Source organism: Nocardia sp. NPDC019395 (assembly GCF_040632335.1).
Taxonomy (GTDB): domain Bacteria; phylum Actinomycetota; class Actinomycetes; order Mycobacteriales; family Mycobacteriaceae; genus Nocardia.
In genome coordinates, this window is the sequence record NZ_JBEYBT010000001.1 from 702,433 (window position 1) to 715,692 (window position 13,260).

At 64.9% G+C, this 13,260-nt stretch carries 14 protein-coding genes; 4 read left to right on the plus strand and 10 right to left on the minus strand.

What is annotated here, in order from left to right; genetic code table 11:
- Positions 1-16 precede the first annotated feature (16 nt).
- From ABZ827_RS03240 to ABZ827_RS03260, 5 genes are all read right to left on the minus strand, one after another.
- The gene (locus ABZ827_RS03240; RefSeq protein WP_357232119.1) at positions 17-688 is read right to left on the minus strand and encodes a GntR family transcriptional regulator; all 672 of its coding nucleotides are present in this window, start codon (positions 686-688) and stop codon (positions 17-19) included.
- A gap of 109 nt (positions 689-797) precedes the next feature.
- The gene (locus tag ABZ827_RS03245; RefSeq protein ID WP_357232122.1) at positions 798-2,288 is read right to left on the minus strand and encodes an aldehyde dehydrogenase; all 1,491 of its coding nucleotides are present in this window, start codon (positions 2,286-2,288) and stop codon (positions 798-800) included.
- Positions 2,281-3,012 carry an alpha/beta fold hydrolase gene (locus ABZ827_RS03250; RefSeq protein ID WP_357232124.1) on the minus strand — a complete coding sequence of 244 codons (732 nt, stop codon included), beginning with the start codon at positions 3,010-3,012 and terminating at the stop codon, positions 2,281-2,283. Before ABZ827_RS03250 ends, ABZ827_RS03245 begins: the two co-directional genes overlap by 8 nt.
- 12 nt (positions 3,013-3,024) lie before the next feature.
- A complete protein-coding gene (locus ABZ827_RS03255) occupies positions 3,025-3,576 on the minus strand; it encodes an amino acid synthesis family protein (RefSeq protein WP_357232127.1) in 552 nt (183 codons plus the stop codon).
- The gene (locus tag ABZ827_RS03260) at positions 3,573-4,193 is read right to left on the minus strand and encodes an amino acid synthesis family protein (RefSeq protein ID WP_357232130.1); all 621 of its coding nucleotides are present in this window, start codon (positions 4,191-4,193) and stop codon (positions 3,573-3,575) included. The genes ABZ827_RS03255 and ABZ827_RS03260 overlap by 4 nt, the downstream gene beginning before the upstream one ends.
- A gap of 230 nt (positions 4,194-4,423) precedes the next feature.
- On the opposite strand from ABZ827_RS03260, the gene ABZ827_RS03265 reads away from it, so the two are divergent.
- From ABZ827_RS03265 to ABZ827_RS03280, 4 genes are read left to right on the plus strand one after another with little or no spacing between them, the layout of a single operon-like run.
- Positions 4,424-5,251, plus strand: a complete 828-nt coding sequence (locus ABZ827_RS03265; RefSeq protein ID WP_357232133.1) for an ABC transporter ATP-binding protein — start codon at positions 4,424-4,426, stop codon at positions 5,249-5,251.
- 10 nt (positions 5,252-5,261) lie between these two features.
- Entirely contained in the window at positions 5,262-6,113 is an 852-nt protein-coding gene (locus ABZ827_RS03270) for an ABC transporter permease (protein WP_357232135.1), read from the plus strand.
- Positions 6,114-6,135: 22 nt separating this feature from the next.
- Positions 6,136-7,158, plus strand: coding sequence for an ABC transporter substrate-binding protein (locus ABZ827_RS03275; protein WP_357232138.1), 1,023 nt, complete (start codon positions 6,136-6,138; stop codon positions 7,156-7,158).
- Positions 7,155-8,297 (plus strand): zinc-binding dehydrogenase, encoded by a 1,143-nt coding sequence (locus ABZ827_RS03280; protein WP_357232141.1) that lies wholly within the window; start codon positions 7,155-7,157, stop codon positions 8,295-8,297. The genes ABZ827_RS03275 and ABZ827_RS03280 overlap by 4 nt, the downstream gene beginning before the upstream one ends.
- A gap of 64 nt (positions 8,298-8,361) precedes the next feature.
- Here ABZ827_RS03280 and ABZ827_RS03285 read toward each other — a convergent pair whose 3' ends face one another.
- Genes ABZ827_RS03285 through ABZ827_RS03305 form a run of 5 tightly spaced genes read right to left on the minus strand, consistent with a single transcriptional unit; the run spans position 8,362 to position 13,026 of the window.
- Positions 8,362-9,027, minus strand: a complete 666-nt coding sequence (locus ABZ827_RS03285) for an XRE family transcriptional regulator (RefSeq protein ID WP_357232144.1) — start codon at positions 9,025-9,027, stop codon at positions 8,362-8,364.
- 5 nt (positions 9,028-9,032) lie between these two features.
- A complete protein-coding gene (locus tag ABZ827_RS03290; protein ID WP_357232147.1) occupies positions 9,033-9,482 on the minus strand; it encodes a VOC family protein in 450 nt (149 codons plus the stop codon).
- Positions 9,483-9,503: 21 nt separating this feature from the next.
- Positions 9,504-10,943, minus strand: coding sequence for an aspartate ammonia-lyase (locus tag ABZ827_RS03295; protein WP_357232150.1), 1,440 nt, complete (start codon positions 10,941-10,943; stop codon positions 9,504-9,506).
- A complete protein-coding gene (locus ABZ827_RS03300) occupies positions 10,940-11,716 on the minus strand; it encodes a DUF1445 domain-containing protein (RefSeq protein ID WP_357232153.1) in 777 nt (258 codons plus the stop codon). Before ABZ827_RS03300 ends, ABZ827_RS03295 begins: the two co-directional genes overlap by 4 nt.
- On the minus strand, positions 11,713-13,026 hold the full coding sequence (locus ABZ827_RS03305; RefSeq protein ID WP_357232156.1) for an MFS transporter: 1,314 nt from the start codon (positions 13,024-13,026) through the stop codon (positions 11,713-11,715). The genes ABZ827_RS03300 and ABZ827_RS03305 overlap by 4 nt, the downstream gene beginning before the upstream one ends.
- Positions 13,027-13,260 lie beyond the last annotated feature (234 nt).

Genomic DNA, 13,260 nt, shown 5'->3' on the forward strand with positions numbered 1-13,260 from the left:
CCGGTGTGCTGCGGTATCAGCTGTCGAGCTGCGACATCAAAGCCTGCTGGCTGGCATGGACATGGCGTCTCATACAGTTTTCCGCGCCGATCCCGTCCTTTGCGGCAATGAGTTCCAGCACCGTGCGGTGCTCGTGCTCCGACGCGATCGAGCGACCCGGCTGCGACAGTGACGTATGCACCAGGCGGCCGTAGGCCAGTTGGTTCATCAGGAGCCGGTAGTGGGTCGCGAGTTTCCCGTTGTCGGCGCCCGCGATGAGGATCTCATGGAAATCGTGGACCAGTTCCTCGTAGCGGGCCGTATCGCCGGCTTCGACCGCGGCGTCCGCCTGCCGGACGTTCTCGCGCATCGCGGCGAGCTCGGATACCTCCCCACGGGCGGCCATCAGCCGGGCGGCACCGCCCTCCAGCAGCTGTTTCATCTCGAACAGCTCGTTGAGCTCCCGGCGTGACGGTACGACCACGAAAGTCCCTACCCGGGGCCGGATCTCGACCAAACCTTCGATCTGCAGCTGTTTGAGAGCCTCGCGAATCGGTGTCCGGCTGATCCCGAAGGTCTCGGCGAGCGAGACCTCGGACAACGGGAGGCCCGGCTCGAGCTCACCGGAGATGATCATCTGCCGCAGACCGTCGGCCGCGCGTTCTTGGAAATTGCTTGTATCAAGCTTGCGCGATGTCGCGGCGTCCATCGTCATTCCTTCGACTCCAGGTCATGTATTTATCGGTCAACTGTACTGCGGGCGATCTGCGAACCGGCCCACCGCAACACGGCGGCGTCGCCCCCACTTCTCGATCCGATCAGCTCCGCATCGTGAAGGGATCGGCCACGGCATCTTCGCTGGTGTTGATCCAGACGCTTTTGAGGCGGGTGTACTCCTTGATCGTCTCGGTACCGTGTTCCACGCCTGCGCCACTGGCTTTGAAACCCTCGCGAGGCGACATCGGCGACATCGCCCGGTAGGTGTTCACCCATACGGTCCCCGCATCGAGGCGGGCGGCCATCCGGTGTGCCCGAGACAGATTCGTGGTCCACACACCGGCAGCGAGCCCGAACTCGGTGTCATTGGCGAGGCGCACCACATCGTCCTCGGAGTCGAACGGCATAACGGCCGCCACCGGGCCGAAGATCTCCTCGCGAACCACGCGCATGTCGTTGTTAACGTCCACGAGAACCGTCGGTTCGTAGAAGTATCCGCCCAGCCCGCCACCGTCGGAGGGGCGGCCGCCGGTGATCACTCGCGCGCCTTCCGAGCGTCCGAGGTCCACATAACCGGCTACCTTGTCACGCTGGTCTGCGAAGGCCAGCGGTCCGAGTTCGGTTTCCTCGTCGAGCGGGTCGCCGATCCGAATGGACTCGGCGCGCTGGACAACTCGTTCGAGGAGTTCGTCATAGACCGCGCGGTGCACGAACACTCGGCTCCCCGCGATGCAGGTCTGGCCCGCCGCCGCGAAGATCCCGGCAACCACGCCCATGGCGGCATTGGCGATATTCGCGTCGTCGAACACGATATTGGGGGACTTTCCGCCCAGCTCGAGGGTCGACCCGATGAAGCGGCTCGCCGTGGCGCTCGCGATGCGGGCGCCGGTGGCCGTGCTGCCGGTGAAGGAGATCTTGGCCAGACCGGTGTGGTCCACGAGGGCCTGACCCGCCTCGGACCCGAACCCGGTGACCACATTGACCGCTCCCGGTGGGAAACCCGCCGCGAGCGCCAGTTCGGCCAGTAGCAGCGCCGACCTCGAGGTGTGTTCGGAGGGCTTCACCACCACGGTATTGCCGGCGCAGAGAGCGGGGGCGAGTTTGCTGGTGGTGAGGGTGAGTGGCGAATTCCACGGCGTGATCGCGCCCACGACGCCCAGCGGTTCGCGCGCGGTGTAATTGAGTACCGCGCGATCGGAGGTGGGGATGACCTCACCGTGGATCTTGTCGGCCAGACCGGCGTAGTAATAGTAGTACTCCGGCACGGTGGCGAGCTGGCCGCGCATCTCGCGCAGTAGTTTCCCGTTGTCCAGCACCTCCATCCGCGCGAATTCCTCGGAGTGCTCGCCGATCAGGTCGCCCAGGCGGCGCAGGAGATGACCACGGCGGGTCTGGCTCAGATCGCGCCATCGGGGATCGGCGAACGCGGACTGTGCGGCGGCGACGGCTCGGTCGATATCGGCGGCATTGCCTCGGGCTGCCCGATAGAGCGGTTGGCGCGTGGCCGGGTTGGTGCTCTCGAAATACTCGCCGGATTCCGGTGCCACATGTTCACCGCCGATGAAATGGTGCAGTTGTTCGAGCTCAGGCATATGTGGCCTCTCCGATAAAAGTGGTGATGCCTTCGGCGAGCTCCCGGGGTCGTTCGAGGGGGAGCATATGCCGGGTGGCGGGGATGACGACGGCGCGGCAGCCGGGTAGTGCCGCGGCGAGCCGATTCGTCATCTCCGGGGTCGACCCCGGATCGTCGGCGCCCGTCACCGCGAGAGCGGGGACGGTGATCGATTCGAGGTGGGGCCCGATTTCGGCGTCTCCCGTCGCGAACACCCGGTAGCAGTTGAGAAAGGAGCGAACATTATTGGCGAGCAGAATCTTCCGTGTTCTGCTCACCCACTCCGCGGCTATATCTGTGCCGGTGAACCATCGGTCGATCGACGACTCGACACTGGCCGGGAAGTCGGATTCGGCCCGGGCCAGACGTGCCAGGACAGCCTGCCGTTCCTGTTCGGTGCGCCGGCACACCGAACTCACCGAGGTCAGCGTCGCGATATGTTCCCGATGGTGTACTGCCAGGTGTTGCGCGATAAGGGCGCCCAGTGAGAAACCGACCACATGCGCTCCCGGCGGAATCTCCTCCGCGATTTCTCGCGCCAGATCGGCGAGTGAGACTCCGTCGACGGCCGGCGGCCGCGCACCGTGCCCGGGAAGGTCCGGGGTACGCACGCTGAACCGGTCCGTGAGTAACGCGGCGACCGGCTCCCATATCGTGTGATCGAGGCCCACGCCGTGGAGCAACACTACGGTCGGCTTGCCCATCGGTGGGTTCCCCTACTGCTCGGTGGACAGAGCGGCCAGGCGCTGTTGCGGCCGGCCCTGGGCGGCGGCGGCGAGCGCGATCACGATCTCGTTCGCATGCGGCGCATCCGGGATCCGCACCTCGACCGTCTGGTGATGCGAACGGATGGTGGCATCGGTGATGTGCTTGAGCGGGATATCGAAGACGATTCCCGCCGGGCCACGCTTTTCGACCGCGGGCAGCAGGGTTGTCGCGTTGGCGGCCTTGCGGAAGTGATCGCCGAACTTCAGCGTATGGATGAGACCCGATCCGTGCTCGATCTCGCCGCCCAGCCCGACGATCGCGGCCTTGCCGTACGCCTCGGCGGTCGCGCCGAGGGCCTCGATCACCCGGGGCGCCAGCAACGCACCCAGATCGGAGGCGTTCTCGTCGATGCCAGGGCTCAGATCCTCGACGAAGCCCTTGTCTGCCCAAGGGTTCTCGATAACGGCGGCGACAACAGCGACCCGCGCGACCGGGGCCACGGGGCGCCCGCCTTCCAGCAGGATCTCTTCGACAATCGTGGCGATCTTGCGGACGTTCATGAAAGGACTGCCTCCAGATTCTGAGCGGTGACTACCGGGTCGGTTGCCCGGTCGCCGATGCGTGGGTGCGGGCGCGGCCCCGTCGACGCGGCCGCGATGACGACGATTTCATCGGACCGCGGCGCGTCGGGAACCCGGGCGCTCACGGTTTGGTAGTGACTACGGGTGGCGGCATGCTCCTTGTGCCACATCGGAACGATGAGTTCCGCTCCGGCATCCGTACGGGCATCGGCGAAGCAGATGATGGACTGTCCCTGCAGGAATTCGCGCACCAGATTTCCGAAGTACGGCGTGTGGATCAGTGCGCCGCCGTGTTCGATTTCGCCGTCGGCGCCGACGATCGCCGCCTTTCCGAACGCCTCGATGCGCTGTACTCCACCGAGTGCGGCGACGAGCCGATCGGTCAGCAGCTTCGCGAGCCGGGGAGCGAGCTCGGCGGCCGAGTTGGAGAGGTCGGTGGTGGATCCGGTTCCGGCCCATGGGTTCTGCACTACCGCGGCCACGCTGGCGCGCGACGCAGGGCGGACGGGAGCGGCCCCCGCTTCGGTGAGGGTTTCTTCGCGATAGAGGGTCAGCTTTCGGATGCCTGCCGCGACGCTCCTGTTGGTCCCTTGCATACAACATACATTAGACACAGCCGATGAATCCGGTCAATGCCTCGGCTCGGCGAGGGCCGCAGGTCGCGCAAGTATTGATCGGCGAGGTTATTTTCGAATTGCGCTGTTGACAATCCGCTGCCGGTGCACGAATGTGTTCCGCAGCACCTAGCTGCCATACAACATGGCAAGCGTGGCGGGTCCGCGCCACTCACGGACACCCCCGAGACAACGAACAGGATGGCGACTCGATGGCCGAGCCATATCTGAGTACAGACGCAGCGGTACCCGTCGCTCGACTCGACGATTGCACCGTCACCTTCCCCGACACCGGCTCCGGGGCCTACACGGCAGTCCGCAATATCAGCCTTTCGGTGCAGCGGGGCAAGCTGATCTCCGTCGTCGGCCCCACCGGGTCCGGCAAGTCCACGATCCTCAATATGGTGGCGGGTCTGCTGCGCCCCTCGGCCGGGGCGGTGTATGTCAACGGATCCCGGCTGCAGGGACTGAACAGGAGCGCGGGCTACCTGTTCCAGCAGGACACCCTGCTGCCGTGGCGGAAAGCGGTCGACAATGTCGCGTTATCGCTCGACTACCGGCGGGGCGACAAGGCCGAATCCCGGAAGCAGGCGCGGGAATGGCTGAAGAAGGTCGGCCTGGCCGGATTCGAGGAACGTTATCCGGCGCAGCTCAGCGGCGGTCAGCGGCGGCGAATCGCGATGGCGCAGATGTGGATCACCGAACCGGACCTGATCCTCATGGACGAGCCCTTCTCCTCGCTCGACGCCCAGACTCGCCTCATCATGCAGCAGGAGATACTGCAGCTGTGGCAGTCCTCCGGTGCCGGAGCGCTTTTCATCACCCATGATCTCGACGAAGCGGTCTCGCTGTCCGATGAGATCTTCGTACTCAGTTCCGGGCCCGCCAGTACCTTGGCCGGCCGGTTCGATGTGCCCCTCGAACGCCCGAGGGACCTTCTCGACATCAAGCGGCTTCCCGAATATCAGGAGATCTACGACGAAGTCTGGTCGTGCCTGAAACAGGAAGTCCTGAACACCTACGGCCTGAAATCGGCATAAGGGAACAGCCATGACGATCGATACGGACACACCACAGTCTCGCCGCGCCTCCGGAGCCTCGGAGCCGCCCCGGGAGGCGATCCGCTTCCGCCCGCCGACCGGCAAGTTGACGATGGCCGTCTTCCAGGTCCTGCTCGGCGTGGCCATTCTGTTGTTCTGGCAGATCGGTGCGAAGGCCGGGTTCCTCGATCCCTTCTTCTTCAGTGACCCCGTCTCGGTCACCGAGAAGATCATCGATTGGTTCACCTCCGGATCGGTCTACCCGCACCTCATCGCGACCGGCGAAGCCACACTCGTGAGCTTCGTGCTCGGTGCGGTGCTGGGTCTGGTCGCCGGGACGCTGCTCGGCCGGGTGCATTTCCTGGAGCGGCTGTTCGATCCGTACATCAAGATGTTCAACGCGATGCCGCGGCTGCTGCTGGCGCCGATCTTCCTGCTGTGGTTCGGCCTCGGTATCGGATCCAAGATCGCACTGGGTGTGACGCTCGTGTTCTTCCTCGTTTTCTTCAACACCCTGGAAGCGATGAAGGGTGTGTCGCAGCCGCTGGTCGACAACTCCCGGATGCTCGGTGCCACGCAGTGGCAGTTGCTCACCACGGTGTATCTCCCCAGCGCGCTGGGCCTCATCTTCTCCAGCCTGCATTCGAGTATCGGCTTCGCGATCATCGGTGTGGTCACCGGTGAGTACATGGGCGCGTTCAGCGGGATCGGCTATGTGATCGCGCAGGCGCAGGGAACTTTCGATACCACCGGTGTTTTCGCCGGGATGATCACCCTCATGGCGTTTGTGCTGGTCATCGAATTCTTCATCGGTAAGGCAGAGCGCCGGCTACTGGCCTGGCGCGCTGTCGGCCACAAATAGTCGAGCTTCGGAGCAAGGAGAGATGATGCGCCCTCGAGCACGTCTGAAGAAGATCGCCGTCGCGCTCTGCGTCACGGCCGCGTTGACAACCGCTGCCTGCGCCCAGAGCGGAGGAGGTACCGGTAAGCCCGGCGAGGTGATGATCGCGGTCGCGGGTATGACGAATCTGCACAATGTGCCGCTGGTGGTGGCGGACCGGCTCGGGTACTTCGCGGAAGCGGGTGTGCAGGTCACTCTCACCGATCTGCAGTCCGGAACCAAAGCGCTCGAAGCGGTCGCCTCGGGCAGTGCCGATGCGGCCGCGAGTTTCTACGACCACACGCTGCGGATGCAGTCCAAAGGCCAGGACTACAAGGCCTTTGTGGTGCTCACGGACAGTCCGGGCGCGGTGCTGGCCGTGCCGCCGTCCAAAGCGGGCAGCATCACGTCGGTCGAGAACCTGAAGGGCCAGGCGGTCGGTGTCGCCGCTCCGGGCTCGGCCGAGGATGCCTACTTCTCCCTTGTTCTCGGGCATGCCGGGATGACGATGAGCGATGTGAGCAGTGTCAGTACCGGGACCGGTGCCAGCGCGGTCGCGGCGCTCGAATCCGGTCAGGTTTCGGCGGGGTGGATGTACGAACCCGCATTCAGCCAGTTCGCTGACCGCAACCCCGGTACGGGCACCCTGGTCGACACCCGGACAGCCGAGGGCAACCGGGCGATGTTCGGCGAGAGCGGCTATGCGGCGGAGACCCTCTATGCGAAATCCGCGTGGGTGGAAAGCCGGGGTGACGACGCCCGCAAGGTCGCGACCGCGGTCAAACGGGCACTGCAGTGGATGCGGGAGCATACTGCCGCCGAGATCACCGAACTCATGCCGGAGAATCTCACGGGCACCGACCGCGCGATGTATACGAAGGTGCTCGACGGCACGCTGCCGATGTACACAACGGACGGGAAAATGCCGGAGAACGGTTATGCCGCCAATGTCGAATTGCTCACTCGCTCTCAGGGTCTGAAGGATCTGGAACCGACCCGAACGTTCACCAACGAGTACGTGGCATGACAACTCACCGCATACCCGAGACCACCATCGCCGCGGTCACCAGCGCATATGGCGAGCCCATCGAACTGCGGGAAGTCCCGGTCCCCGAGACGATCGAGAACGGGGCCCTCCTGGTCGAGGTTCTGGCAACCTCGATCTGTGGAACCGATGTCCACGGATGGCAGGGGCATCTGACAATTCCGGCCGATCTGCCCAGCGTGCAGGGGCACGAAATGGTCGGCCGCATCGTGAAATTCGGTGCCGGAGAGCGTGTCGACTCCTACGGGCGACCGCTGGATATCGGAGACCGGGTCATCTGGACGCACGCGTCGTGCGGGCACTGTCCCGGATGTATGACCGGACGTGATTCGGCGCTGTGCGAGAACCCGAGAATGTACGGCTATGCCGACGTGAACGAATACCCGCACCTGCTGGGCGGATTCGCGCAGCATGCGTATGTCCTGCCCGCCAGCGGCCGGGTCAGGGTCCCCGACTCGGTGCCGGACGAACTGGCCAGTGTCGCGGCCTGCGCGGTGCGGTCAGCGGCCAATGCTGTCGACAAACTCGGCGCCGTTGCGTCGGGTTCCCGGATTCTGGTCCAGGGCTCCGGGCCGGTCGGACTGTTCGCTACCGCCATGCTGTCCCTGACCGCGGCCCGTGATCTCGTCGTCGTAGGTGGTCCCGCGACGCGGTTGGCGATGGCACGCGATTTCGGCGCCACGGCAACGGTATCCATCGACGAGTTCGACACCGTCGAGGCCCGGCACGCCGAGGTGCGCCGACTGCTCGGCGGTGCACAACCGGATCTACTGCTCGAGATGTCGGGTGGCCCGACAGCCTTCGGGGAGGGGCTGGAGCTCGCGGCCAAGGGGGCCCGATATGTGTTGATGGGTCAGGTCTCGAGCCGCACTGTCAGTATCGTGCCCAGCCGGATCACCATGAAGAACCTCGACGTGCTCGGCGCCTTCTCGGGATCGGTGGCGTACTACAAGCAGGCCCTCGACTTCATCGATATGTACCGCGAGCGATTCGAACTCGACCGGATCGTATCCGGGCGATTCTCCCTCGACGAGATCAACCGGGCGATGGCGGAGATGCTCGATATGACGCAAACCAAGCCCGTGGTGTTTCCCGGTAGAAGCCGCGGACCGAGCTCTTGACGGAATGTTTCTGCCCGGCGGCCGGCCGCCGGGCAGAAACATGAAACCACCGTCGGTCCGGTGCTCAGTGGTCCCTTTGTTCGCGTTCCCTGGATCGTGCGCTTCGGGTTCCACTCGCCAGAGCGACCGTCCTCAGGAACACCACCGGTTCGGTGCCGCTGTTGCGATAGCTGTAGGGGCGGTCACTGCGCAGGCGTGCTGATTCACCGGCCGTCATCGTGACTTCGACGCCGTCGGCGGCCACGCTCAGCCGGCCGGATGTGATGTGGAAAAGCTCGAACGATCCGGGAGGGTCGGGCAGGCCGTTGTAGACGTCGCCGGGCGCCAGCGTCCAGGTCCAGAGATCAGCGGTGCGTACCCCGGGTGTGGAGACCAGAAGGTGTGCCGAACTGCCCGCGGGCGTTGTCCATACCAGCGAATACCTTTCTGCCGGTATTCGCTCGACCGCGTGCTCGGTGGGTCCGGCTTCTCCGATGAGCTCGGTGAATTCGGTGCCGAGGCTGCGGGCGATCCGGGTGACGGCGACCAGACTGGGATTGGCTTGGCCGTGTTCGATCTGGGTGAGCAGGCGTCGGCTGACACCGGAAAGGTCGGCCAGGTGCTGAACGGTCATATCGCGATCGATCCGGATCGCCCGGATCCGTTCGCCCACCCTGAGGAGGAAGTCGCGGGTGAGAACACCTTCTTCGGTGGTGTTCCCGCCCGCGGCCTCGTCGATATCGCCGGCCATCGGAGTCAGACGGCGAAAAGCTGATCGATATTGCGGAAAGCCTTGAATTCCAGTGCGTTACCGGACGGGTCGAGGAAGAACATCGTCCACTGCTCGCCCGTTTCACCCTCGAACCGCACATAGGGCTCGATCACGAACTGGGTGTCGGCGGCGCGCAGCCGCCCGGCCAGTTCCTGGAACTCCTCGACCGACAGGACCAGGCCGAAGTGCGGGACCGGCACCTGGTGTCCGTCTACGGGGTTGGTGCCGCGGACGTTGGCGTCGGGATCGCCGCCGACCTCGTGGGTGACGACCTGATGACCGCGCACGTTCCAGTCGGTCCACTTCTCATCGGAGCGGCCGCGGGGAAAGCCGAGAACCTTTCCGTAGAAGTCGCGAGCGGCCTCGATATCGACGACGGGGATCGCAAGGTGGAACGGGGGGAGGGTGGTCGCGGTGGCTTCGTCTGTGGTCATGACGAGAACTATACTGCGCATTCAATGGGCAGGCAAATGCTCAACTGTGGGGTCGGTAATCGGTTGCCGCGCACGACCGGTCAGCGCGGCGGGCGACAGGAGCAGGTCGATTTCCGCCGGGCTCAGGAGTCCGGCGTCCGCGGCGAGCTCCGCCACGGTGCGGTCCGACGACAGTGCCCGAGCTGCCAGTTCTGTTGCGGCCTCGTATCCGATATGCGGGTTCAGGGCCGTGATCAGCCCGGCGGATCGCTCGACGTAGGTCCGCATACGTTCGACGTCCGCGGTGATACCGGGTACGCATCGCCGGGCCAGCACCGCGGCGGCATTCGACAGGTGTGTGGCCGATTCGAGGACCTTGTGGGCGATCAACGGCTCGAAGGCGTTGAGTTGCAACTGGCCTGCCTCGGCGGACATGGTGATCGCGATATCGTTGCCGATCACCTCGTAGGCCACTTGCGAGACGACTTCGGGAATGACCGGGTTGACCTTGCCCGGCATGATCGACGAGCCGGCCTGCACGGCCGGCAGGCGGATCTCACCGAAGCCGGCGCGCGGGCCGGAAGCCAGCAACCGCAGGTCATTGCACACTTTCGACAACTTCACGGCAGTTCGCTTCAGGGTTCCGGAGATCTGCACGAACGCGCCGACATCCTGTGTGGCCTCGACCAGATCGGTCGCGGTCGTGAGTGGATACCCGGTGAGGGCACGTAGCGTCGAGCACGCCATCTCGGCGTAACCGGGATGGGAATTGAGGCTGGTGCCGATAGCGGTTCCGCCCAGATTGATCTCGTCGATCAGACGAGCTGCCTCGTCGAGTCGCTGAATGTCCTCGCCGATCATCACGGCATAGGTACCGAACTCCTGGCCCAGGGTCATCGGCACCGCGTCTTGTAGCTGGGTTCTGCCCATCTTCAGGTGGTCGGCGAACTCGACAGCCTTGGCGGCGAACGCCGCGGCGAGATGAGCCAGGGCACCGCGCAACTCGCCGAGCACCGCGCGCGCCGCGAGCCGGACAGCCGTGGGATACACGTCGTTGGTGCTCTGCCCCAGGTTGACGTGTTCGATCGGATGGATGAACCCGTACTCGCCACGGCGGCGGCCCATGAGCTCCAACGCCCGGTTGGCGATCACCTCGTTGGCGTTCATATTCGTCGAGGTTCCCGCACCGCCCTGGACGACATCGACGACGAAATGCTCGTGCCACGCACCGTCGGCGATCTCCCGGCAGGCGGTGACGATGGCCTCGGCGATACCGGTGGGCAGCAGCCCCAGCCGTTTGTTGGTGTCCGCGGCGGCGGATTTCGTCAGCGCCAGTGCGCGGATCAGAGCGGGATAGTGCGATATCGGGGTACCGGTGATCGGGAAATTCTCCCGGGCCCGCAGAGTATGGATTCCCCAGTAGGCCTCGTCGGGCACCTCTCGCTCCCCGATGAGGTCATGTTCCGTCCTGGTCTTCGTCACGGGCCGACCACCGTGTCGAGGACGAGCATATGACCCGGATAGTGGGTCGCCGCGTATTCGAGTCCGGCCGCGGCGAGGGCGAGTTGTGGTGTGACACCGCAATTCCAGAACACCGGGACGCGATCCGCGTGGACCCCGGGAAACACCCCGTAGCTGGGCGTGCCGAGGTCGGTGATACCGATCGCCGAGGGATCGCCGATATGGATCGGCGCGCCGTGGCCGGTGGGCAGGGCCGCCGTCACGTCGACCGCCCTGTCCACGAAATCGGCACGAACGGGCCGCATACTGACGGCCACGGGACCGTCGAACCTCGTCGATCCAAGTGTGCGGAGGCTGCTGACATAGACCGGAGGCGCCGAGGTGGCGACCGGGATACCGGCTCGCCGCAGCGGCCCGTCGAGCGTATGACTGCAGCCCAGGGCGAAGGCGACCGAATCCTCCCGCCACCACGGGGTCAGATCGTGCGGTTCATCGACGATCCGGTCGTGCTGCCAGACGCGGTAGCGCGGAAGCATGGTGCGTATGTCGACTGTGCAGTCGTCGTAGGTGAGGTACGGATCGCCGGCCGCGGAGGAGGCCAGCAGCGGGCATACGGACGGATTCGCCCGGCAGTACTCGGTGAATTCTTCCGCGGCCGAGGACGGTACGACTACCAGGTTCGCCTGCTGGTGCCCGTCCAGCAGGCCCGCGGTGGGGCCCGTCCACCTGGTATCGGCGATCAATCCACGCAGTTCCGCGGGAGTCGCCGGCTCGAGAGCGACGGATTCGGTCATTGCCGGGTCTCCTTCGCCGGATCACGAACGGTCGTGAGTGCGGCGAGTGCGAGCACTACCGCCAGGATGAGCAGGAATCCGGGAGCGAGCAGGCTACCGGTCCGGTCGATCAGATAGGTCGCCAGGTATGGGGTCAATCCGCCGCCGATGATGGTGCCGATATTGAAGGCGAGCGAGAGACCGGTATAGCGGACGCGAGTCGGGAACTGTTCGGCGTAGGTCGGATAGGTGACCGATTGGACGATCGGCATCGGCAGGGCCAGCACCACCATCGCGCCGACCGCGATCGCGAAACTGCCCTGATCCATCGCGATCATCATGGGCAGCACCAGGATGGCGTAGCCGAGGAAGCCGCCGGTGATCACGCGCTTGCGGCCGACCCGGTCGGAGAGGGCGCCGAAATAGGGCATCAGTACGGCGACGAACAGGCTGATCGCGCCCATGATCCAGAACGTGTTCGATTTGGAGTAACCGAGATACGTGGTGAGGTAGATATTCATGAAGATCAAACCGACCCAATAGCCGGTGTTGGACCCGATGGAGAGGAGGATGACCTTCATCACGGCACCGCGGTGTTCGGTGAGTACCTCGCGCAGCGGCGCTTTGGCAGGTTTGTCGGTCTCGGTGGCGACAACGAACTCGTGCGAATCCTCGAGTTTCCGTCGCGCGATCAACGTGATGGCGATGAGCGGCAGAGCCAGAAGGAATGGGATACGCCAGCCGAAGTCCCGGAGCTGTTCCTCACTGAGCAGCATCGTGGTGAGACCGGCCACCAATGCCGCGGCCCCGCCACCGAGTGCCACGCCGACGGGGGTGAAGGCACCGAAGAAACCACGACGCCCCGCGGGGGCGGATTCCGAGAGGTATGTCGCCGAACCGGTGACCTCACCACCCGCGAAGAACCCCTGAGCCAAGCGCACCAGGAGCAGCGCCAGTGGCGCGAGAACGCCGATACTGTCCGCCGTCGGAAGGAGTCCGACGGCCGCGGTAGCGGTTCCCATACCGGCGACGGTTGTGATCAGGACGGGTTTACGTCCGATCCGGTCACCCAGCCGGCCGAGGACGAGTCCGCCCAGTGGCCGCATGAGAAACGCGCTGCCGAATACCGCCAGCGTCGACAACAGCGAGGCTGTTGGATCATCACTGGGAAAGAACAGGGGCCCGATGATGACGGCCAGGTATCCGTAGACGCCGAACTCGTAGTATTCGACAGCCGTACCGGCGGCAGCCGCGACCGCGGCCCGCCTGGGGCGCAAACGGTTCGGCTCCTCCTGGCCCGGGGGCGATGAGGCGGTGGCTACAGTGGTCATGGTAGCTCCAGAAGCGGTGGTTGAAGTCGATGTACAACACCGTGGTCGACTGTCCGGGCAGGATGTGATCGCCACGTTGGTGAATCGCTGTGAACAGGTTGCCTGCCATCGGCAGGACGGCAATCCTGCCGATGGCATCTCGGCCGCGGGGGTCCGCGATGCCTTCGGTTGTTCTTCGCGGGATGGTCGTGCGAAGCGGTGCTGCTGGTCTCCTTTTCCTGTCGAGCCGGAACG

Coding starts and splice junctions, on each gene's coding strand:
- ABZ827_RS03260 (WP_357232130.1), bottom strand. CDS start 4,193: ATGCAAGGGACCAACAGGAGCGTCGCGGCAGGCATCCGAAAGCTGACC.
- ABZ827_RS03270 (WP_357232135.1), top strand. CDS start 5,262: ATGACGATCGATACGGACACACCACAGTCTCGCCGCGCCTCCGGAGCC.
- ABZ827_RS03245 (WP_357232122.1), bottom strand. CDS start 2,288: ATGCCTGAGCTCGAACAACTGCACCATTTCATCGGCGGTGAACATGTG.
- ABZ827_RS03280 (WP_357232141.1), top strand. CDS start 7,155: ATGACAACTCACCGCATACCCGAGACCACCATCGCCGCGGTCACCAGC.
- ABZ827_RS03265 (WP_357232133.1), top strand. CDS start 4,424: ATGGCCGAGCCATATCTGAGTACAGACGCAGCGGTACCCGTCGCTCGA.
- ABZ827_RS03305 (WP_357232156.1), bottom strand. CDS start 13,026: ATGACCACTGTAGCCACCGCCTCATCGCCCCCGGGCCAGGAGGAGCCG.
- ABZ827_RS03275 (WP_357232138.1), top strand. CDS start 6,136: ATGATGCGCCCTCGAGCACGTCTGAAGAAGATCGCCGTCGCGCTCTGC.
- ABZ827_RS03255 (WP_357232127.1), bottom strand. CDS start 3,576: ATGAACGTCCGCAAGATCGCCACGATTGTCGAAGAGATCCTGCTGGAA.
- ABZ827_RS03250 (WP_357232124.1), bottom strand. CDS start 3,012: ATGGGCAAGCCGACCGTAGTGTTGCTCCACGGCGTGGGCCTCGATCAC.
- ABZ827_RS03290 (WP_357232147.1), bottom strand. CDS start 9,482: ATGACCACAGACGAAGCCACCGCGACCACCCTCCCCCCGTTCCACCTT.
- ABZ827_RS03300 (WP_357232153.1), bottom strand. CDS start 11,716: ATGACCGAATCCGTCGCTCTCGAGCCGGCGACTCCCGCGGAACTGCGT.
- ABZ827_RS03285 (WP_357232144.1), bottom strand. CDS start 9,027: ATGGCCGGCGATATCGACGAGGCCGCGGGCGGGAACACCACCGAAGAA.
- ABZ827_RS03240 (WP_357232119.1), bottom strand. CDS start 688: ATGGACGCCGCGACATCGCGCAAGCTTGATACAAGCAATTTCCAAGAA.